14 protein-coding genes and 3 pseudogenes are annotated in these 23,069 nt (G+C 36.7%); 12 read left to right on the top strand and 5 right to left on the bottom strand.

The features are described from left to right. The first annotated feature begins 36 nt into the window (after window positions 1–36). Genes JCM15092_RS12500 through JCM15092_RS12475 form a run of 6 tightly spaced genes read left to right on the top strand, consistent with a single transcriptional unit; the run spans window position 37 to window position 8,248 of the window. Entirely contained in the window at window positions 37–1,428 is a 1,392-nt protein-coding gene (locus tag JCM15092_RS12500; RefSeq protein WP_024994959.1) for a hypothetical protein, read from the top strand. Window position 1,429: 1 nt separating this feature from the next. After that, window positions 1,430–2,359, top strand: coding sequence for a FimB/Mfa2 family fimbrial subunit (locus tag JCM15092_RS12495; RefSeq protein WP_034542016.1), 930 nt, complete (start codon window positions 1,430–1,432; stop codon window positions 2,357–2,359). Window positions 2,360–2,377: 18 nt separating this feature from the next. After that, window positions 2,378–3,412 (top strand): hypothetical protein, encoded by a 1,035-nt coding sequence (locus JCM15092_RS12490; RefSeq protein WP_024994957.1) that lies wholly within the window; start codon window positions 2,378–2,380, stop codon window positions 3,410–3,412. A 24-nt stretch (window positions 3,413–3,436) separates the two neighbouring features. Next, a complete protein-coding gene (locus JCM15092_RS12485) occupies window positions 3,437–6,139 on the top strand; it encodes a DUF4906 domain-containing protein (protein ID WP_024994956.1) in 2,703 nt (900 codons plus the stop codon). A gap of 32 nt (window positions 6,140–6,171) precedes the next feature. Continuing rightward, complete coding sequence (locus JCM15092_RS12480; RefSeq protein ID WP_051532562.1) at window positions 6,172–6,771, top strand: DUF3575 domain-containing protein; 600 nt, start codon at window positions 6,172–6,174, stop codon at window positions 6,769–6,771. Between the two features lie 7 nt (window positions 6,772–6,778). Further along, window positions 6,779–8,248, top strand: a complete 1,470-nt coding sequence (locus JCM15092_RS12475; protein ID WP_024994954.1) for a DUF3868 domain-containing protein — start codon at window positions 6,779–6,781, stop codon at window positions 8,246–8,248. A 20-nt stretch (window positions 8,249–8,268) separates the two neighbouring features. On the opposite strand, the gene JCM15092_RS12470 is transcribed toward JCM15092_RS12475, so the two are convergent. Then, a complete protein-coding gene (locus tag JCM15092_RS12470; RefSeq protein ID WP_024994953.1) occupies window positions 8,269–8,943 on the bottom strand; it encodes a DUF2461 domain-containing protein in 675 nt (224 codons plus the stop codon). A gap of 158 nt (window positions 8,944–9,101) precedes the next feature. Between JCM15092_RS12470 and JCM15092_RS12465 the strand changes: the two genes are divergently transcribed. Beyond that, window positions 9,102–9,749 (top strand): response regulator transcription factor, encoded by a 648-nt coding sequence (locus JCM15092_RS12465; RefSeq protein WP_024994952.1) that lies wholly within the window; start codon window positions 9,102–9,104, stop codon window positions 9,747–9,749. Here the strand turns inward: JCM15092_RS12465 and mnmA are convergent, their stop codons facing one another. After that, window positions 9,750–10,811: a tRNA 2-thiouridine(34) synthase MnmA gene (gene mnmA, locus JCM15092_RS12460; protein WP_024994951.1), complete on the bottom strand. Its 1,062-nt coding sequence runs from the start codon at window positions 10,809–10,811 to the stop codon at window positions 9,750–9,752. Window positions 10,812–11,036: 225 nt separating this feature from the next. Next, on the bottom strand, window positions 11,037–11,984 hold the full coding sequence (gene cysK, locus JCM15092_RS12455) for a cysteine synthase A (protein ID WP_024994950.1): 948 nt from the start codon (window positions 11,982–11,984) through the stop codon (window positions 11,037–11,039). A gap of 514 nt (window positions 11,985–12,498) precedes the next feature. Here cysK and JCM15092_RS12445 point away from each other — a divergent pair. Then, window positions 12,499–12,852 carry a DUF3795 domain-containing protein gene (locus JCM15092_RS12445; RefSeq protein WP_024994949.1) on the top strand — a complete coding sequence of 118 codons (354 nt, stop codon included), beginning with the start codon at window positions 12,499–12,501 and terminating at the stop codon, window positions 12,850–12,852. A gap of 299 nt (window positions 12,853–13,151) precedes the next feature. Here JCM15092_RS12445 and scpA read toward each other — a convergent pair. Both scpA and mutA read right to left on the bottom strand, forming a co-directional pair. Beyond that, window positions 13,152–15,294 (bottom strand): annotated as a pseudogene (scpA, locus tag JCM15092_RS16085) (methylmalonyl-CoA mutase). A 5-nt stretch (window positions 15,295–15,299) separates the two neighbouring features. Beyond that, window positions 15,300–17,209 (bottom strand): annotated as a pseudogene (gene mutA / locus JCM15092_RS16080) (methylmalonyl-CoA mutase small subunit). Window positions 17,210–17,489: 280 nt separating this feature from the next. Here mutA and JCM15092_RS12430 point away from each other — a divergent pair. The 4 genes and pseudogenes from JCM15092_RS12430 to JCM15092_RS17840 all read left to right on the top strand — a co-directional run bounded on the left by JCM15092_RS12430 (window position 17,490) and on the right by JCM15092_RS17840 (window position 23,022). Continuing rightward, window positions 17,490–19,160: a putative transporter gene (locus JCM15092_RS12430; protein ID WP_024994948.1), complete on the top strand. Its 1,671-nt coding sequence runs from the start codon at window positions 17,490–17,492 to the stop codon at window positions 19,158–19,160. Window positions 19,161–19,263: 103 nt separating this feature from the next. After that, window positions 19,264–20,907 carry an ABC-F family ATP-binding cassette domain-containing protein gene (locus JCM15092_RS12425; protein WP_024994947.1) on the top strand — a complete coding sequence of 548 codons (1,644 nt, stop codon included), beginning with the start codon at window positions 19,264–19,266 and terminating at the stop codon, window positions 20,905–20,907. Between the two features lie 355 nt (window positions 20,908–21,262). After that, window positions 21,263–22,287 (top strand): annotated as a pseudogene (locus JCM15092_RS17655) (SGNH/GDSL hydrolase family protein); the annotation flags it as partial. A 24-nt stretch (window positions 22,288–22,311) separates the two neighbouring features. Beyond that, entirely contained in the window at window positions 22,312–23,022 is a 711-nt protein-coding gene (locus JCM15092_RS17840; RefSeq protein ID WP_369384661.1) for a GDSL-type esterase/lipase family protein, read from the top strand. The last annotated feature ends 47 nt before the right edge of the window (window positions 23,023–23,069 follow it).

The raw sequence follows: 23,069 nt of genomic DNA, 5'->3' as shown, positions 1-23,069 counted from the left end.
ATTATTGATTTAGGTATAAATCGAAAAAATAAGAATATGAAGAAGAATCTATTTTTTATGTGTCTGGTAGTTATTGCTACTCTATGCTCTTGTAGTCGGAATGAAGAAGGAGCAAGCAATGTATCAGAAAATAGTCTGTTCCTAAAGTTCAAAACTCAATCTATCAGTAGAGCAATAGAGAACCCTGGTACTCCAGGTGAAGCTGCAAAGTCTATTAAAAGTGCGAGAATATTATTCTTTGCTGATGAAAATTATCAGACTAAATCTGTGTATAATAATTCACAACCTCTAGCATTGTCTTCTGATCAGATTAACAGTGCTGTAGGTAGCGAAGGTCTCTATCTTGATGATATTCCTAGTGATGTAAAGGCTATAATTATTCAAGCTAATGGAGGTGAAGATATGGATGGTACTAATGTAAATTTGTATCAGATTGACTCTTCATCTGAACAAGATTTTCATCTGTACCCTATGCTTGAAGGTAGAAGTATCATTGAAGATACAAAACAAACTCACGCAACAACCGGTCATAAGATTTTCAAAGCTTCTGTAACAATTGCTCCATCTCTTTGCCGTATAGAAATCTCAGGTGGTATAAATGTTACGCCAAAGTTCTATAGAGGTGCGAATATTTTGAAAGATAAGGATGGAAATCAACTTTATGAGCATAGAAAGAGCAATGGATCATATTATAACAGCACATCATCTCAGTTACAAACAGATGATGATATGACTTATACTCCTAGACATGCTTACAATTGCCTTCAGAAAGGATTTTATGGAATTAAGCTTGAGGCAATATATATTAATAATATCATTTTAAGATATGGAGAACCAGCTTCTAAAGTTTGGTATAATGATGAAGATGGTAAATGGAATACTCATTTCGGAGAAGGAGGTGAATTATTTAAGATGTGGGATAATGTTTCATCTTCAACTGAAGCTTCTGGAGATGCTATTGAAGAGGGGACTAGTGGCGATTGGTGGGTAGACCAAGCTGTTCCGGCAAATAGAAACAGTTCAATACTCTCTGGTAAAGTCGCTGCTTACCAGATATTTCCACAGAAGACCGATGGTATTATTAAGGAGGATATAGCTGAAGATTTGCCGCATATTATTGTTAAAGTAAAAATATTCGAGACAAAGGCAGATTATGATTCAAACTCTCCAAGGACAGCATATTTAAATATTCGTACATATATCGGTGGCGATGGCTCTTATATTAAGGAGATGAAGAATGGAAATATTTATAAGATTAACCTAAATGAATTGAGTGATGATTTCAATGATGTAATAATTGATGATACTCCTATAACTCCTACTCCTGAAACTGATAAACCAGACCCTATATTTGAAGAGACTATAGACTTGAAAATATATATTGATGTAACTCCTTGGGAGCTTATGAATATTACTCCTCAGATTTAATATGAAATATAATTTTGTTATCTTTTTGACAATCTGCTCATCTGTTCTCTGCTCTTGTAAAACAATAGCAGAGAACATGGATTCATGCGATCGGGTATCAAACGTAAATTTAAACTTTAAATATACAGGTGATACAACAGATGATATGTCATGGTTTAATAAAGTTATGGATAAAGTATCTCTGTTTGTATATGATGAATATGGTTTTTTAGTTGAGAAGGCATCACGAAGTTTTGAAGGAGAAGAGATTAATACTACAGTAAAAGATGGTATTAAGTTAGATTTATGTCCGGGGAATTATAGGGTTGTTTGTTGGAGCAATATGTATGAAAACAGCTCTTTAACAGGTATCAGTAATTATAATACAGCAAGGTTTCATCATCCAAAATATGGACAAAACAACATAGTACTAAATACCCAGGATCAGACATATTATGGCTCTTTACTCTTACAAGTTCCAGAAGATAGAAATGTTTCGGATACAGTAATTTTTAAAGGAGCTAATATCCTTATCGATGTTGTTGTAAAAGAGTTTGTATCCGGTACCCGTTCGGATGCTCTTCCAATAGTTAAAATAATGAATGCTATGCCGGAGTATGGTATGGATATGTCAAATGCTCAGGCATTCGATGAAGATTATATTCCGCTTGAGTCTGTTGATAATGGTGGAGACTATATCAGAGCTACAGCTAGAGTATTTAGATTCAATGATGATAACCCTATTCAGATTAGAATTGAGGGGAGTGACCGAGTAGTGACATTTGTTAATGTAGCTCTCTCCAAACTTATGAATGAGAATTTTATTACTGTAGAGGGGGTAAACGAAGCAACTATACATATTAATCTGGATTTTACTGATTATTACAATGATCTTAATGTTAAGATTGGTATTGAAGGCTGGAAGAGTAATGTTGTAACCCCAGATTTATAGAATCATAACTTCAATTTAATGAGACATATTTCATTATTCATATTAATGTGTGCTTTTATATCATTTACAGGATGTGAAGTAGGCTTGGTAGGCGATGAAGTGACTAATGAAAGAGAGTTGAATATCTCGGTTGTTGGCTCAAGAGCAACTACTAATGTAAAAGAGAGTAAGATAGTATCTTTAAGAATTCTTGTGTGCTCAAAAGAGGGAATTATTGAGGTTGATCGAGATACTACAGATAATGATGGTATACAGATGCCATGTATGCTCTCTGTGAAAATCAGTAAAACGAACAAGCTACTGTATGTATTTGCAAATTCAGAAATGTATCTACCTGATAGGAATCTAGAAGGGGAAAGTATAAGTACAGTCAACCAGTTAACAGTTGGCGCCGATGGGATATATAAATCAGATATTCTACCTTTTACGGGTAGTCAAACAATAGATGATGTATCTACTGATAAAATATATACAAATATAGAGTTGACAAGATGCGTTAGTAAGCTTGAGATGAGAATTGAGAAAAGTGAAGATGTGTCAGTTCCTGTCACTCTTTTATCTACATCGTTGGCTAATACATCCCAAAAGAGTTTTCTCTTGCTGCAGAATAATGATTGGGGGGTTAAGTATTCACCCGGAGGATTGGTATATGCAAATACTGAGATATCATCAGTTTTCAGAGTTCTTGAGAATGGATTTTCGGATACATCGGCATCAATGAAACCTGTTTACCTCTTCGAACATGCTCCTATAGAAAGAAATGATAGCCTTATTGCGACCTCGTTAAAAGTATCATTAAGAGTGAATAGCTTGATAAAGAACTATACCATTCCAATAATAAATTCTTCATCTGATGAGTCATATTATGGAGTTGTCCGAAATAGAATAACTTATTTGGATATATCATTTACATCTAAAGGATTGCTGAATGTAACTTATAGTGTTATTCCATGGGAGCTAGAGGGAGAATATGATAGAGAATTAGGAGATGAAGAGGCTTTTGAAGTAACTGATTGGATAACAGAGGATATGCAGGATACTGAGTTAAGATAAACAGTAATAAATAAAGTTCAAAATATGATAAGACGAATATTACCACTTTTATTTCTTCTGCTGACAGGTTGTATATCAGATGATATATCATCGAATGTCAATGAAGAGGATAAACTTAATATAGTTTACAATATTTCTGGAGCTGACTCTAAGGTGTTAAGCTCTAGAGCAATAGGAGAGTGTAGTCAAGAGGAGAACAAGGTAAAAGAGATTTATGCCTTCTTCTTCCTTCCTGGTATTGATGGCTCAGGGAAATATATTGGAATGCAAATAGTTTCAACTAATGACAACCCTTATGCAGGAACAGGTTCTGCTTCTTGTACTTTACCTGATGACTTTACAGTAAAGGAGGCTTTTCGAATTATAATGATTGCTAATTATTCAGATTATACAAAAAGCAGCACAAGTGATTATTTTGATTCTTTACTGGAAGATAAAACAGCAAAAGAGGCAGAAGATATCTTGACATTCAATGTTTCAACAAGTAAAGGGGCTTCTCAGAGTAGACTCCCTATGGTATCTATTAGCGATAAAGCTGAAAAAACTAATCAATTATCTGTAAACTTTACAAGAATGGTATCAAGGATTGACATAAAGAATTCTGTTGACTTGTCCAATTTTAAACTTGTCTCTGCAGAACTTTGGAATTGTAGAAAGAGTAGCCAAATCAGTGCTTGTAAATACATATCAGATGACTATATTGATCTTACAGATAATATTGGTACCTCTTCTGATGGTTTGTCAATATCTGCTTCACTATATACCTTCGAAAATCAGGTACTGACACCTACAATAAATGACAAGAGAACAACATGTCTGATTATTGGAGGATATTATGCCGGTAGTTCAAAGTTAACATATTATAGGGTAAATGTAGTAGCACCAAATTGTTCTCAGGATCTTGAGAGAAACCACATATATACCATCAATATTACAAATGTTAAGTGTGATGGTAGTGGAACAAAAACTGAAGCGGCTGATGAGAAGGAAGTAAAAGTTGAATATATTGTAAATGACTGGGATAACAGTGGATTGAAGAATCTTTTAATTGATGAGCATGGTAATAGATTGACAGTTTCGGTGGTCAACGTTATATTCGGAGTTGATGGGGGAAGCACTGATATAGATGTTTCTGTTACTAAAAGTGAAACTAATCCTATCAATGATCCATGGAAAGTATCTGCACTCTCAGGAGACAATGCCGCAAATTTCACAGCTTCAAAAAAGGATGATACATCACTCACTGTTTCGGCTCCAAAGAAGAATAATACAAGTAAAGATTATTTTGCTACAGTATATGTTGAGTGGGGGGGACTGAAGTTGCCGATAACTCTTAAGCAGTTAAATCCTACCAAAACTGTGCAAGGATTGAATATAACTCCTTCTACTCTCTATTTTTCTAATAGTGATTCTGTTCCAAAATCTATAACTGTAGATTTACTTGGTAGCTGTCAAGGCATTGACCCTTCAAAAGATATTAAGGTCGCACTGATTTATGATAATTCAGATTTTGCTTGGCTTAATGTAAACTATAAGGGTGGTGATAAGGATACAGGTATATTCTATTTTGATGTTCTCCCTGATAAAAATACTACTGGTGTATATAGAAATGCACAACTTAAAGTTTCTGTAAATCAAGATGGAAGTCAATCTACTGGCTCTATTCCAATAATTCAAAGTAATATATCTCATGATAAACAATTCACAAGAACGTATACTGTTGAGGTTTATGAGAAGTTGTATTATGCAACTGATTATACAATCAAAGGAACAATTCTTGATTTTTATAAGCAGTTGAAAGGATTCCCAGAAAATCAATGTTCACAAAATGATTTGAACTTTTCAATAGCCGATAGTAAGCAATATAAATATGTACTATCTATTCAGAGTTCCGGCAGTTGGAGGATTGTTACAGATCCTAATGCGGGTAATAATCTGACATTCAGTATGACAGAGCATGAGGGGGATCCAAATACAAAATATGAGGTTGAGATATTGGCTGCCCGTGAGGTTAAAATAGGTTGGAGCGGTATGTTTGCTGTTGAATTTGAAGATGGACAGAAGGTGACATATAATGCCTATCAAACGGGCATTATGTGGCCATTAGGTGAAAATTCGAGTGGATTGGAGCCTACTGATGTATATTACTATTCTACATTTATAATGAATAATAAAGTATGGCTTGATAGGAATTTGGGTGCAACAGCTGGTGTTGGATCAAGTGGAGAGTATTATGGGGCGGTTGGAGGTGCTTCAACGATTAAATTTGGTGATATACCCATTAGTAAAGAAGCAGCTGGTGCTATTTTTACAGAGGAGCAGGCAAAAAAGGCTTGTCCAATAGGGTTTAAATTAGGTTCTAAGGAAACTGGAAGTGGAGAATGGGACTGGATTTTAGAGAAAAATACTAATGGTGCTTATACCCGTTTAAAACACAATACTACAAAAACCATGGTTGGGAAGTATAATATCTGTTATGTATTCTATGTACAATATAGTTTTTCTCCAGAACAATTTTTCTATATACCAAATTCTTCAGTATTTAGGAATTACCATTATTCTGGTGGTAATTTCTTTTCTCGTTCAGATGCTGTATATTATACGAAAGAGGGTTTTATTAATTTCCCTTTGAACACGGGTGTAGTAGTTGATCCTGCTATGGGATGGGTAAGGAGTGGTAGTCCTTTTCCTATTACATCTGGACTTGTTCGTTGCGTTATGGAATAATAATTCTTTGATAAAAAAATAATAATATAACAGTGAGAATAATCATTTCAATTATTATAGCTTTTAGCTGGATATTATTTCCAGCTAAAGCTTCTGCTCAAAGAGTAGCAGTAAAATCTAATCTGCTTTACGATGCTACTTCTACAGTAAATATTGGCGCTGAGATTGCTTTGAGCAGAAAGGTTACTATTGATCTTCCCATAAACTACAATCCATGGAGTTTCAGTGACAATAAGAAGATGAAACACTTTATGATACAACCGGAGGTACGTATGTGGACTTGTGAAAAGTTTAACGGCAGTTTCTGGGGTATTCATACTCAATATGCATATTATAACATGGGGGGAATGTTACCTTTTGGATTTAAAGATGGAAAGTTCTTTGGATTAGAGAACAGAACGATGAAAAACTATAGATTCCAAGGTTATCTATTAGGGATCGGTATTTCCTTCGGTCATCAATGGATGATTTCTAACAAGTGGAGTGCTGAGTTTGAAGTAGGTGTAGGTTATACTTATCTAAACTATAGAAAATATTATAGTCAGAAGTGTGGTGATAAGATAAGTAAGGAGTCGAAAAACTGTTTAGGACCTAATAAAGTTGCACTATCAATTATTTATAACATAAAATAGAAGAGTCATGATTCTGAAGAAAATTATAGCTTTGGGAATTATATTTCTCAGTGTAGGATGTCTTGCTCAAAAAAATGAAATAGTCTATTCCAAGAGCCCATTTATCCAACAACAGGGAGACTCACTCTATATTCAGATTACTTTTGATCTATCGAATGTAAAAGTCAAGTCATCAAAGAATATAGTTATCACTCCTTTTCTTGTAGGAGATTGCAAAACTCTAGAATTGCCACAATTATCTGTAAATGGCAAAGACAACTACAGGAAATATAAGCGCTCTTTAGCTCTTAATGATAAGAAGATGATCGCTTCGATTGATAATGCTTATCAAATATTCAATCTTGAAGATGCCAAGAAAGAGTCTATAACATACAACTATGCTGTTGCTTATGAAGATTGGTTTGACAATGCAAAGCTAAAGATTAAGGTTGATGACTGTGGATGCGGAAAGATAAAGGATACAGAGATAATACCCTTTAATAACAGTGATGTAAGGAACTCAAAGTTACATTATAAGTTTGTTGAACCTGATGTTGAGTATGTAAAAAGTAGAGTTGAAACTGAGAAAGCACATCTCATCTTTAATCTGAATGAATGCCGTATTATAGAATCTATCTCTAATAACAAATCTGAGCTTGACAGGATAGGAGGTATGATAGCAAAGGTTAAAGGAATAGAGGGAGTCTCAATCAAAAATATATTGATTAATGGTTTCTCGTCTCCTGAAGGATTGTACGATGTGAATATGAGGTTATCAGTAAAAAGATCCGGGTCTTTGAGAAATTATCTAATTAATAAGTATAATATTGCTGATTCTGTCTTCACAGTCAACTATGGTGGTGAAAATTGGGAAGGACTGAGGAAGATAATTGAGAGTTCTTCACTGGAGCATAAGAATAAGATAATAGATATTATAGACAACGTAAGTATATTCAAAGGACGTGAGTTGAAGTTGATGAATTTAGATAGAGGAGATTCATACAGATATATGCTTAAAAATATATTTCCTAAGTTGAGAGTGGTAGAGGTCAAAGTCATGTACGATGTCGATAATTATGATAGCCGACAAGCTGATGGCTTTATTAATAGTTGTCCGAAGAACCTAAGTCTTAGAGAGATTTATGATGTAGCAAACATGTATCCCGAAGGAAGCGATAAGTTTAAGTACTGTATGCTTATAGGTGCAAAATACTTCCCTGCGAATTCTGTAGCAAATATTAATGCAGCACAGGCACAATTGATTAATGGCGATATTGATAAAGCTTACTCTTATCTATCTAAAATAGACAAGGAGAAATATAAAGATTACTACTTAAATATCTATGGAATGATTCTTCTTAGAAGTGGAGATTGGAGTACTGCAAAAAAGATATTTGAAGCAGGAAACAGCAAATCGCTATCTCAGATAAAAGAGAACCTTGAACTATTAAACTCATTGAATACTATTGAAGAAATTAAAAAGAGCATGCACAAATAGTTGTGCATGCTCTATATATTTTACCTTTCAAACTCATCAATAGTATAGTTGGTGAAATCGGCAAAAGGTTTTGCAACCTCGAAGATATGACCTACTCTTTTCATCAACGTATCAATATCTTCTGTGAAGAACCTATCCGGCAGATTGCAGTTTATGCTATAATCTTTCGGTTTCAGATAGTCTATATGTTCCCAGTTTTTATCGAATCCCTTTGGTGCAGAAAGAAGACGCTCATCACCAACAATAGGATAATATTTCTTGAATTCAGGATTCTCTACTATCTCTATATACTGATCTATATTATCAAAAATAGCTTGTCGTACATCCTTAAGCAGTTTTGTTGGCCAACATATGCTTCCGGCACAGAGCATACATCTGCCTGGCTCCAGGTGAAGATAGTATCCACAATGATTGGATTTCTTTCCACGTGGATTCACGTAAGCTCCCATATATGTTTTATATGGAGTCTTATCGGATGAGAAACGTACATCTCGGTATATTCGGTATGTACATTGTGATGGCTGCATACCTTTTACTCCAGGCTCAAATGTAGAGATAGTCTCTATTAGGGCAGTAGTAAGTATATCAAACTCGTTCTTTGCCTTCTCATATTTATCCTTGTTGGCAGTGAACCACTCTCGGTTGTTGTTTGCCGCTAATTCCTTTAGGAAGTTTATTACATATGCTATATCCATATTTTTATTTATATAATTTTTTTGGTTATTGCTCTCCACTGTCTTTGGAGATTGATACAAAATTAAAAAATAGAATCTAGTTTATAAACATTTAAATAATTAATCTGATTTAAATAATATTTTAATTTAATTTTGCTTCTCACAGTTAGATATAGACAATGAAAGATCTTCTGATAGTTGATTTACAGGATGCTACTTCTATAGGGATAAATACTATAGCAAGACAATGCAATATTTTCTCTTCCATAAGTGAAGGTATTGACAAAACAAGTATTGTTCACTTTCTGAAGAATCATTCGGATGGGGTGGTGATTGTAGATTATACTATGGTTGACCTTTCGGAAGAGTATCTTATTGTACTTCATGCCCGATATCCCAAAGCTTGTTTTATTCTCTTCAGTGATTCTCTAGTTACAGATTTCATTAAGAGATTAGTATACTTCTCAACATGCTTCAGTTTTATTTTGAAGGATAGCTCTAGGAAGGAGATTGAGAGTGGATTAAAGGATGTATCACTTATGAAACAGTTTATATGTGAGAAGGTTACAAATCAGATTGCTCAGGCCGATTCTGACAAGCATGAGGCTGAGCCATCTCTGCTAACATCTACAGAGCGTGAAATACTAAGATTGATGGCATTGGGAAAAAGTACGAAAGATATTGCTTCTATCCGATTCTCAAGTGTATACACTGTAATGACCCATAGAAAGAATATCTTTCGTAAATTATCTGTTAATAATGTGCATGAGGCGACAAAATATGCTATGAGGGCAGGTATTGTCGATCCTATGGAATATTATATCTGATCAGACCCTTATTTCACCGCTGCCTACACATATTTTTTCATCCTTGTCATATAATACACCGAACTGTCCTGGAGCAATACCTTGTACAGGAGTGGTGCTATGTATATGAAGATGGTCACCTTCGCGTGTAAGTATACCCTTTTTGAAAGAGTCGGTATGACGAATCTTGAATGCTATCTCAACATTATCCTCACCCTTCCATAAATCATCAGTTATATAGTTGAAGTCCTGAAGAAGGAAATCTGTGCCATACTGTTTCTCGCAGTCGTAGCCTTTGGATACATATATAATGTTCTCGTTTATATCTTTGTTTATAACAAACCAAGGGCCACCACTAAGTCCAAGTCCTTTGCGTTGTCCTATAGTATGGAACCAGAATCCTTTATGCTTTCCGATTTTCTTTCCTGTCTCCAACTCTATTATGTTTCCCTCTTTCTCTCCCAGAAATTTACGGAGGAAGTCATTGTAGTTTATCTTACCTAGAAAACAGATTCCTTGTGAGTCCTTTCTTCTTGCACTTGGCAGTTTAGCATTCAGTGCAATATCCCTTACCTCATCTTTCATTAGCGAGCCAAGAGGAAACATCAACTTGGAAACTTGTAGATAATCTATCTGTGCCAGAAAGTCTGTCTGATCTTTCACAGGATCGACAGCAGTACCCAGCCATATCTTATTATCTCTCTCAACGATTGAAGCATAGTGACCTGTGGCAGTCTTATCATAAAGATGCCCTACCTTTTGTTCAAAGCAACCAAATTTAATGAGCTTATTACACATCACATCCGGATTTGGGGTAAAGCCTCTCTTTACTTTGTCGATAGCATAAGCCACAACATTATCCCAATACTCTTTCTGTAAATCTATAATATTGAATTGTAGTCCATATTTTTTTGCAGTAGCAGTTGCGAGCTCAATGTCCTCTTCTGCTGTACATGATAGATCATTTTCTCCGTCCATGCCTATTTTTATATAGAACAGGTCTGGCTTGTATCCTTGCTCACACAGTAGGTGTGTAACTACGCCACTGTCTACTCCTCCTGATATTAAAGTCGCTATATTCATTTGCTAAAAACTGTATATAAAATTTTGGCAATTAATTTTATCAGTAACCAGGTCACGATAAAATTAATTGCCAAAGATAATCATATAGTCTCGGAAAATGGAGCTATTTATATAAATATTGTTTTTTTTAGTACTAATCTACTCTCATGTGCTATCTTTTTGTAAAGCATTAAGCCTTTGTAAGAGTATCAATTTTTTATATGAAACAGCATTAGACGTTACTTCTTATAGAGGGTATTCCTCGAATGCGTAAAGTACTGTTGACAGGTATCTCTCACCTGTGTCAGGAAGAAGAACTACTATATTCTTTCCTTCATTTTCCGGAAGCTTAGCCAATTCCAAAGCTGCAAAGGCAGCTGCTCCTGATGATATACCTACAAGTAGTCCCTCTTTTTGAGATAACTCTCTTCCTGTTCGTATAGCATCATTATCCTTTACCTGTATAATTTTATCTACAACATTACCATTGTATGTGTTAGGAATGAATCCTGCACCTATACCTTGTATTTTATGTGGAGATGGTGAACCTCCTGAAAGTACAGGTGAATTTGCTGGTTCAACTGCTACAATCTGTATATTTGGATTATGTTCTTTAAGTCCTTTTCCTACACCGCTTACAGTACCTCCGGTACCTACACCGGCAACAAATATGTCTACTTTACCATCAGTATCATTCCATATTTCCTGAGCAGTAGTTTTTGAGTGAATATAAGGGTTAGCCATGTTCACAAACTGTCCTAAGATTATGCCTCCAGGAGTGTTTTCCTTAAGTTCTTCAGCTTTTGCTATGGCACCTTTCATTCCTTTTGCACCTTCCGTAAGAACAAGCTGTGCACCCATTGCTTTTAAGAGGTTCTGTCTCTCTACACTCATGGTCTCAGGCATTGTTAGTATAGCTTTGTATCCTTTGACTGTTGCTACCCACGCAAGTCCAACTCCTGTGTTTCCACTTGTTGGTTCAATGATTACAGCACCTGGCTTAAGAAGGCCTTTCTCCTCAGCATCTTCTATCATAGCTAAAGCTACTCTATCTTTAACACTTCCACCTGGATTGAAATATTCCAACTTAGCAATAACATTTGCTTTTGCACCTTTGAACTTTGCCAATCTTGATATCTCAAGAAGTGGGGTATTACCAATAAGTTCAGTCAATTCTTTTTTAATTCTTGCCATAATATATATTGTTTATAGTTTCTTATTTGTATGATGCAAAGTTATCATTAATACTATATATAGTAAATACCACGTATATGGTATATTTTACTCTTTTTGAAAACGTTCATTAAGATATGAAATTACAACTAGTTTGAAAAAAAATATACATTTTTAATTTGTGAAGATCTGCATAAGAAGAATATTTGTAAATTAGCAAAGTATATGTATCCATTATTAGATAAATATGTATATGTTTATTTATCAGTATTATATTATCTAAATAGTAAGACTAGAAGCTAGTAAGTAATAATGGCTCAAGTGACTATAGAAGATTGTATAAAATAGAACAACAGATTAATAATAATCAATTATGGCATTTGATTTAAAAAAATATTACAAAGAGTTTTATATGCCAAAAGCTATGCCAGAGAAAGTGTGCGCCAGGAAAGATGAAGACTGTGATTAGGCATCCGATAAGAAAAAAGTTATAGAAGAAATACAATAGATACTGATCATATATAACAATAATATTATGGAAAACAAAAAGAATATTGCCATCTGCGGCCTAGATTGTGAGAAGTGCGATGCTTTACTTGCAACAAAGAACAATGACGACGCTCTTCGTGAGAAGACCGCACAGCTTTGGTCAAAGTTGAATAATGTACCTATCCTACCTGAACACATCAACTGTGAAGGCTGTCGCATAGATGGTATTAAGACATACTACTGTAGTACAATGTGTGATATCCGTAAGTGCGCAGTTGACCGTGGGTTCGAAACTTGTGCAGAATGCAGAGAGATTGATTCATGCAGTAAAATAGCAAATGTTTTCGAACATAATGCTGAGGCTAGGAACAATCTAAAGAATTGTCTCTGTTCAGAATAATCCTGTTTTCTATCTATTCTCATTGAAATGGGGATATAAGTAGTCTGTTTCATTGCATACCTTTTCCTACATTTTTTCGTTCCGCAGTTTTGGGACGAATAAGCTATGTACTGGATATAGAAATCACAGTCTGATAAAAAGATACATTCATGGGGTTTCTTATTAAATTCCATGATGATATGATTTTTAGTTGAGAGTAAAAACTATTATTAGGTAAGGCAATAAAGCTCTTTAAAATAGAAGGGGTGCATCCCATTGTGAGATGCACCCCTTTAATATTATTTACTGTTGTAACATGATTATTCTTCAAGAAGAATGTCCATGATCTGGCAAGCTGCCTTTGATACAGAAGTACCAGGCCGAATATAGCCACAACACCTGCTTTATAAAGGAAGTCATAGTCTTGGGCAGGGATAACACCACCTGCAAATACAAGGATATCTTCACGACCAAGTTTCTTAAGCTCTTCAATGATCTGTGGGATAAGAGTCTTATGACCTGCAGCCAAAGAAGATACACCTACTGCGTGAACATCATTTTCCACTGCATCACGTGCTGCTTCTGCAGGAGTCTGGAACAATGGTCCCATATCTACATCGAAACCGCAGTCAGCATAACCTGTTGCTACAACTTTGGCACCACGGTCGTGACCGTCCTGGCCCATCTTTGCTATCATGATACGAGGACGACGTCCCTCTTGTTTTGCAAACTTTTCGGTCATTTCGCAAGCTTTCACGAAATCCGGATCTTTCTTACTCTCTGATGAATACACTCCTGATATAGTTCTAATTATGGCTTTATAGCGACCTACCTCCTTTTCGCAAGCTAAAGAGATTTCTCCTAGAGTAGCGCGTACTCTTGCAGCCTCTACAGCAAGTTCAAGCAGATTGCCTTTACGGGTTTTTACACATTCAGTTATAGCATCAAGTGCCTTATCTACCTCAGCCTGATTTCTTCCCTCTTTCAGACGTTTCAGGTTCTCTATCTGTTCAAGACGAACAGCAGTATTGTCAACTTCCAGAATATCTATAGGATCCTCTTTTTCAAGACGATATTTGTTTGTACCCACGATAGTCTGTTCTCCTGAGTCAATTCTAGCCTGAGTACGGGCAGCAGCCTCTTCGATTCTCATCTTAGGAACTCCTGTTTCAATAGCTTTTGCCATACCACCAAGGCTTTCGATTTCCTGTATATGTTCCCAAGCTTTATGAGCAAGCTCATTTGTAAGAGATTCTACATAGTATGAACCTCCCCATGGGTCTACGTTCTTGCATATGTTAGTCTCTTCCTGGATATAGATCTGAGTATTACGGGCAATACGTGCTGAGAAGTCTGTAGGAAGTGCGATGGCCTCATCAAGAGCATTTGTATGAAGTGACTGAGTGTGACCAAGAGCAGCAGCCATAGCTTCAATACATGTACGACCTACATTATTGAATGGGTCCTGTTCTGTAAGAGACCATCCTGATGTCTGTGAGTGAGTACGCAGTGCAAGAGATTTTGAGTTCTTTGGATTAAACTGTTTCACAATCTTAGCCCATAGCATACGTGCTGCTCTCATCTTTGCAATCTCCATGAAGTGATTCATACCAATCGCCCAGAAGAAAGAGAGACGTGGTGCGAAAGCATCGATGTCTATACCTGCTGCAACACCTGCACGAAGATATTCAAGTCCGTCTGCAAGAGTGTAAGCTAGTTCGATGTCAGCTGTGGCACCTGCTTCCTGCATATGATATCCTGATATAGATATAGAGTTGAACTTAGGCATCTTCTGTGATGTATATTCAAATATATCAGAGATAATCTTCATAGAGAATGTAGGTGGATAGATATATGTGTTACGAACCATGAACTCTTTAAGGATATCATTCTGTATGGTTCCTGCCATCTCTTCAAGTTTTGCACCTTGCTCAAGACCGGCATTTATATAGAATGCATTATAGGAAGAACGGCACCATTCATAGTCATTGATACAGACATTTTGCTCAAAGGTATACCGTCGAACAAAACTTTCATGTTCTCTAATGAACAGATAGATACACCAGCCTTACCTACGTCACCTACTACACGTTCGTGGTCTGGGTCATAACCTCTGTGGGTTGGAAGGTCGAATGCAACAGATAGACCTTTCTGACCAGAAGCAAGGTTACGGCGGTAGAATGCGTTACTCTCCTCGGCAGTTGAGAATCCGGCATACTGACGGATTGTCCAGGGACGGAATGTAAACATCATAGAGTATGGGCCACGAAGATATGGAGGAATACCGGCAGCATAATCCAAGTGCTCCATTCCCTGAAGGTCCTCTTTTGTGTAAACAGGCTTAACATTGATATGCTCTGGAGTCTTCCAGTTGCTCTTTATATCATTGTCCTTTTGCCATTGCATGCCATCCTTCTCTTTGAAAGAGGCATAAATATCTATATTTTTAAAATTCGGTTTCATCTGATTCATTCCTTAATTCCTAGTTTTTCATTGTATTCCTTTAATGTATCAAGAACATTACAACGTACATGTATGAAGTCTCAATACCTGCAGCTTTAAGGTCGTCCATACAAGCTGGTGCACCTGCTACAATAAAGATGGCACGATTATCGAGTGCTTTTAATGCTGGAACAGCATACTCTGCATATTCGTCATCGCTAGAGCATAGAACAACGATGTCGGCTTTAGCCTTCAAAGCCTCTTCAACTCCCTCCTCAACACTCTGGAATCCAAGGTTGTCAATTACTTCATAACCAGCACATGCAAGGAAGTTGCATGAGAACTGGGCACGTGCCTGACGCATAGCCAAATTACCAATTGTGAGCATGAATGCTTTAGGACGTTTGCCCGATTTCTCAGTGCTAAGTCTTAATGCTTCGAACTCACTTGCCATACGAGCACTGTCTAGAGTCTTTACAGGTCTATCACATGAATCTTTCTTTTCTCCACCGCAACAGCTTGCTCTCTCAGCAGGTTCTTTACCTTCAGAAAGTTCGTTGAAGTTAGGATATTGGTTTGTACCGAGGAGAACTTCTTTACGTTTTGATACTGCATCGTGGCGAGCTTTGTTGCTGGCATTTATCGCATCCTGTATATTACCAGTCATGATTTCGCTTAACATACCTCCCTTTTCAACAACGTCAAGGAATAGTTTCCAAGCTTCAGCAGCAATAGATACAGTAAGATTTTCTATATAATATGAACCGGCAGCAGGATCGACTACCTTATTAAAATGAGATTCCTCCTTAAGCAACAGCTGCTGGTTACGAGCTATTCTCTCTGAGAAGTCGTCAGTCTCTTTATACGCAATGTCGAATGGAACGACAGTTATTGAGTTTACTCCTGCAAGTGCAGCACTCATACTTTCTGTCTGTGTTCTAAGAAGGTTTACATATGAATCGAAAAGAGTCATGTTAAATGTAGAAGTCTGTGCATGAACCAACATCTTTGATGAACAGTTACATGTGCCATCCTCACCTCTGTTAGGGCAATTGCCATTGCATGTAGGGTTATACTCTCTAACAATATCTGCCCAAAGCATTCTTGCTGCTCTGAACTTAGCTATTTCAAGGAAATAGTTTGAACTGATGCCGAAATTGAATTTAATCTTCTTTGCAACAAGCGATGCAGGAAGTCCCGCTTGAGTAAGTTTTTCAAGATACTCATTTCCCCAAGCCAAAGCATAACCAAGCTCCTGATATATGTAAGCACCGGAATTATTCAATTCTACAGTATTTACACAGATGCATCTGAACTTCTTCATTGGAGCAAGAGTTTCGATAAGTTCCTTAGCAATATTTACAAAGTTGCTTAGGTCTTTACCTTTAAGCATCATCTTACCCATTGGGTCATAATTAACAGACCCTTTTATGTTTTCAAGGTTATATCCTTTATTTGTGAAATAGGTAACCAGCTCTTTAGCGAGTTGTACTGTATGTCCCTGGCAAGTTGAGAAGTTAAGTTCAACTTTCTCTGCATCAATACCATCCAAAAGTTCAGAAACATACTCTTGTGAAATATCTTTTTTCTTTACCGAGAAGCCTAATGAGTCTATACCTTTATTTAGTATATCTTTTGCTTTAGAGTTAGACTCTTTTGCTGAGACAACATTTATCTCTTGTCTGATAAGCCAAGTATTGTCATCCTTTTTATTACCGCGAAGGTAAGGGAACTCTCCTGGGAGTGATCCAACTGTTTTTAGTCCTTTTAAGTCTTCCTGTCTGTAAAAAGGCTTAACCTTAAACCCTTCATTAGTTCTCCAAACTAATTTCTTCTCATAATCAGCTCCTTTTAAATCAACTGTGATTTTTGACATCCAATCTTCAGTCGACACATTAGGAAATTCTGAAAAGAGTTTTTCTTTACTATCTGCCATTGTGAATTTAGTGTTAATTTAAGAATTAATATCCGACGTCTCATGAAAGAGGTCTCACAAATATACTAATTCATTTTAAAATAGGTATTCTTTACATCTGTTTTTCAAGATGTTTAGGCCGTAATTGCCTTCATCTTTTTTATTTCCCTTTTACTTCCATCCATTTTGCAAACTATAAGTTGCAAAATGCATATATATAGAAATAACTTTCCGTTTTTTGTTGGATGGATATTTGTTTATTAGTAATTTTGCGCAAATTTTTAAAAGTAATCTTACTTATATGGATTGGTTGAATACTCTTTTGTTTGATGGGAGCTCCGTAGCGCATATTGTGTTGCTATATTCCTTCGTCATTGCAGCTGGAGTGCTGCTTGGTAAAATTAAAATTTTCGGGATTTCATTAGGGGTAACATTTGTGTTATTTGTAGGTATTCTCTGTGGCCATTTTGGATTCACTGGGGACACACCTATTCTTAACTTTATTCAGGATTTCGGTCTTATCCTTTTTGTTTTCTGTATAGGTCTGCAGGTTGGTCCTTCATTCTTCTCTTCATTCAAGAAAGGCGGACTATCAATGAACGTTGTAGCCCTTGGCATAGTGGTGCTGAATATTGCGGTTGCCCTATTGCTATATTATTCTCTCAGTGGACGTGTATCATTACCAATGATGGTAGGTGTCCTTTGTGGAGCAGTTACTAATACGCCTGGACTTGGTGCTGCAAATGAGGCGCTTAGTCAGTTGGAATATTCGGGGCCTCAGATTGCTATGGGGTATGCTTGTGCATATCCTCTTGGAGTAATCGGTATCATTGGCTCTATAATTGCAGTTAAGTATATTTGTAGAGTGAACCTTAAGAAAGAGGAGGAAGAGATTGCAAATCAAGAGTCTGCCAATCCACATCTTAAACCATTCATGATGCACCTTGAGGTACATAATGAGGCTATAGCAGGAAAGAAACTTCTCGAGATAAGAGATATGCTAAGCCGTGATTTTGTATGTTCTCGTATATTGCAGAATGGTCATGTAAGCATTCCTACTAAAGATACTGTATTTAACCTCGGAGATCAGCTGTTTATTGTTTGTGCTGAAGATGATTCAGAAGCAATCATAGCATTTATTGGTTCTAGAATTGAGGTAGACTGGGATAGTCAAGATACTCCAATGGTGTCTCGCCGTATCCTCGTTACTCAGTCAAAAATGAATGGTAAACAACTTGGTGAAATGCATTTCAGAACCATGTATGGTGTTAACGTAACTCGTGTAAACCGTTCTGGTATGGATCTATTTGCTTCTCGTAATCTTACTCTCCAGATTGGTGACCGTGTAATGGTTGTTGGTCCTCAGGATGCAGTTGAACGTGTAGCAAATTTGTTGGGTAACTCTTTGAAACGTCTTGATCATCCAAACATCGTTACAATATTTATAGGTATATTCTTAGGTATTCTTTTCGGTAGTTTGCCAGTAGCATTCCCAGGAGTTCCAACTCCTGTAAAACTTGGTCTTGCAGGTGGCCCGCTAATTGTTGCTATACTTATTGGTCGTTTCGGATATAAACTGAAACTTGTTACATATACTACGCTGAGTGCTAACCTTATGCTACGCGAAATAGGTATTGCTCTCTTCCTTGCAAGTGTGGGTATTAAAGCCGGAGCAAATTTCGTTCAGACAGTAGTAGAGGGTGATGGATTGCTCTATGTTGGCTGTGGATTCCTTATAACAATAATTCCACTGCTTGTAATGGGTGTTATAGGTCGTATGGCATATAAGATAAACTATTTTACCCTTATGGGTCTTTTGGCTGGAAGTACTACTGACCCACCAGCATTGGCTTATGCAAATCAGGCTGCAAGTAATAATGCTCCTGCAGTAGGATATTCTACAGTTTATCCTTTATCTATGTTCCTGAGAATTCTTTCAGCTCAATTATTAATACTGTTCTTTGCAAGTTAATAATAAGTAATTAAAAATATCAGCCCGTCAATAGTCTGACACCTTTTAGGATATAACTCAGTATATTGACGGGTTTTTCTTATAATATAAAATAGATCTTAATATGATTTCAGTTGATGGACTGGCAGTCGAATTTGGTGGAACCACATTATTCAATGATATATCTTTCCAGATAAACGAGAAAGACCGTATTGCACTTATGGGAAAGAATGGTGCAGGAAAGTCTACTTTACTTAAAATCCTTGCGGGTGTACGTCAACCTACTAGAGGTAAGGTTACAACACCAAAAGATTGTGTAGTGGCATATTTGCCTCAGCATCTTATGACTGAAGATGGTAGGACTGTCTTCGAGGAGGCATCGCAGGCTTTTGCTCATCTAAAAGATATGGAAGATGAGATAGATGCATTGAATAAAGAGTTGGAGACAAGAACAGATTATGAGAGTGACTCTTACATGGCTCTTATTGAGAAGGTGTCAGCAATGAGCGAGAAGTTCTATGCCATTGACCTAACTCATTTCGAGGAGGATGTAGAGAAGACTCTTTTAGGTCTTGGCTTTGAAAGAGAGGACTTCAATAAACCGACAAATCAGTTTAGTGGCGGCTGGAGAATGAGAATTGAACTTGCGAAACTTCTTCTTCAGAACCCTGATGTCATACTCCTCGATGAGCCTACTAATCATCTGGACATAGAATCTATTCAGTGGCTTGAAGAGTTCCTAATCAACAATGGTAAGGCGGTAGTGATAATAAGCCACGACCGTAAATTTATTGACCGCATCACGACTCGTACGATAGAGGTTACAATGGGTAGAATATACGACTATAAGGTAAACTACTCACAATACCTTGTGCTGAGAAAAGAGCGTCGTGAACAGCAGCAGAAGCAGTATGAAGACCAGCAGAAGATGATTCAGGAGACAACAGAGTTTATAGAACGCTTCAAAGGTACATACAGTAAGACACTTCAGGTGCAGAGCCGTGTTAAGATGCTTGAGAAGTTGCAGTTAGTTGAAGTTGATGAGGAAGATTCTTCAGCACTCCGTCTTAAATTCCCTCCTTCACCACGAAGTGGAAGCTATCCTGTAACAATGGATAGAGTAGGAAAGAGCTATGGTGACCATGTGGTATTTAAGGATGCATCTCTTACTATTGAAAGAGGAGACAAGGTTGCTTTCGTTGGAAAGAATGGTGAGGGTAAATCTACTCTTGTAAAGTGTATAATGAAGGAGATTGACCATGATGGAACTCTTACTTTGGGACATAATGTGCAGATTGGATATTTTGCACAGAATCAGGCATCACTACTTGATGAAAATCTTACTGTATTCCAAACCATAGACGATGTGGCAAAGGGTGATATAAGAAATAAGATAAGAGATCTGCTAGGTGCATTTATGTTCGGAGGACCTGAAGAGTCAATGAAAAAGGTTAAGGTACTATCTGGTGGTGAGCGTACACGACTTGCTATGATAAAGCTACTTCTGGAACCTGTAAACTTGCTTATCTTAGATGAGCCAACAAACCATCTTGACCTAAAGACCAAGGATATATTGAAACAGGCACTTGTAGAATTTGACGGAACTTTGATTGTTGTTTCACATGACCGTGATTTCCTGGACGGACTAGTTACTAAGGTTTATGAGTTCGGTAATAAGAAGGTGAAAGAGCATCTTTGCGGTATTTATGAGTTCCTAGAGACGAAAAAGATGGAATCTCTTTCTGAACTTGAGAAGAAGAATAGTTGAGAATAGGATATTTATAAAATATGTTGAGAGGCTGACCAAAAAGCATGAAGAGTTTTTAGGGCTAGTCTCTTAACTTTTTTGTTTTCATAAAAGCAATGTTTATGTGAATTAATAATATATTCTCTGTAACATCGTTGAACTTTTTCACTCCACAGTTGAAGAGTATATAGCTATCAGCTGTGATCTATATACTCCACAGCTGTTGAACGAAAAAAATATCAAGACTAATTCTGTTTTAATTCTCGATCTTTTAACCTATTTATTTATATTTGTGATGAAATGCAATGTAAATATATCTCTATGTTGTAGTGATATATCCTTTAAATGAAATAACCGAAATCAGAATATAAACATCATGAAAAATTACATCTACTCTTTTCTTTTACTATTTCTACCATTATTCGCTACAGCACAGATAAAATGGTATAATCCTTTAGATGGTGACATACCAAATGTTCAGGGCAGAGCATGGAACAGCGAGATTGGCAAAAGTTTTCATCGTTTGCCGATCAGAGCCAAAGCAAATGTGAGAGGTGTTGTATGGAATCTCTCAACAAATAGTTCGGGACTTCATATAGACTTTTACAGTAATGCCCCAGAAATTATCATTAAGTACACCGTATCTGCTTCTATTAGTCAATGGAATATGCCTGCAATAGCTTGTAGCGGTGTTGATATGTATGCTACAGATAGTCATGGTGTGACTGACTGGTGCGCGTGCCCTTCAAATTTTAATTTTGGTAAAAATAGAGGAGATACTATTTTATTTCATTATAAAGGGCTGGATTACCATAATAACCATAAGGAAGGCAGCCAATACCAACTATTCCTACCTCTGCTAAATGAGGTAACATCTCTTAGTATAGGTGTACCCGATAGCTCTCTATTTAAATTTGCTCCTCTCTCTTCCGAAAAACCTATTGTGGTTTATGGGACCTCAATAGCACAGGGTATAGCAGCATCGAGACCTGCTATGTCTTGGAGTAATCAGGTTGCAAGAAAACTTGACTCACCTATAGTAAATCTTGGGTTCTCGGGTAATGCTTGATGGAACCTGCTATATTCGATCTGATGTCTGAGGTAAAGTCACAGTTATATATTATCGATTGTATGCCAAATATGTATCCTTCACATGATAGTATATATGCGCGTACAATTAATGGTGTGGCAAAGTTGAGGGCGAAAAGTAATACTCCTATTTTACTCGTTGAAAACGATGGCTATATGTATGGAACTACCAATAGGGCAATTGAGAATGAGTGTACGGTAACCAATGTAGAACTGCGTAGGGCATACGATAAACTGATAGCCGATAGTGTTAAAGGATTATATTACCTTTCGAAGGAGGAGATAGGAATCACTCCAGATGCACAGGTTGATGGATGGCATCCTTCCGATCTGGGAATGACCGAGTATGCCAATGCTTATGTGAACAAGATAAATGATATATTGGGACGTAATGTGTTACCTATATTCGAACCGTGCAGCCAAAGAAGGGAGCCACACAATTATGAGTGGAGAGAGAGACATGAGGCTGTCGTGAAAAGAAATGCAACAGAGAATCCTGAGGTCTTGATGATAGGTAACTCAATAACACACTTTTGGGGTGGATATCCTGAACATAGAACGCAGAATGGCAAGAAGTCGTGGAAGAAACTTTTCGGCAAAAAGAGTGTCACCAATATGGGATTCGGATGGGATAGGATAGAGAATGTTGTATGGCGAATATATCATGGAGAGTTGGACAATTGTTCTCCTAAGCATATATTTATGATGATAGGTACAAATAATCTCGAGAAAAACAGCAACGAAGAGATTGTATCAGGAATTATAGAACTGTCTAAACTTATACGCAGTCATCAACCTGAAACTAAACTTCATATTGTTAAGATATTCCCAAGAAAAGATCAGGAAGAGAGAATTGCCAGTCTTAATACTCTTTTGGAAGAGACACTTATAAAAGATGAGCTGACGGATATTGTTGACTGTACCTCAGCTCTTTTGAAAAATGATGGAAGTGGAAAGATAGACGAGTCGCTTTTCAGTGACGGACTTCACCCTAATGAGAAGGGATACGATAGAATAAGCACAATTTTTTCACCTTATGTCAAATAGCCGATAAATACTATCATAGGGAATCTGAATCATACAATAGCATTATG

It is taken from the genome of Phocaeicola paurosaccharolyticus JCM 15092 (assembly GCF_000613805.1).
In the GTDB taxonomy this organism is placed as follows: Bacteria; Bacteroidota; Bacteroidia; order Bacteroidales; family Bacteroidaceae; genus Phocaeicola; species Phocaeicola paurosaccharolyticus.
This window is presented reverse-complemented; position numbering and strand designations above follow the sequence as displayed.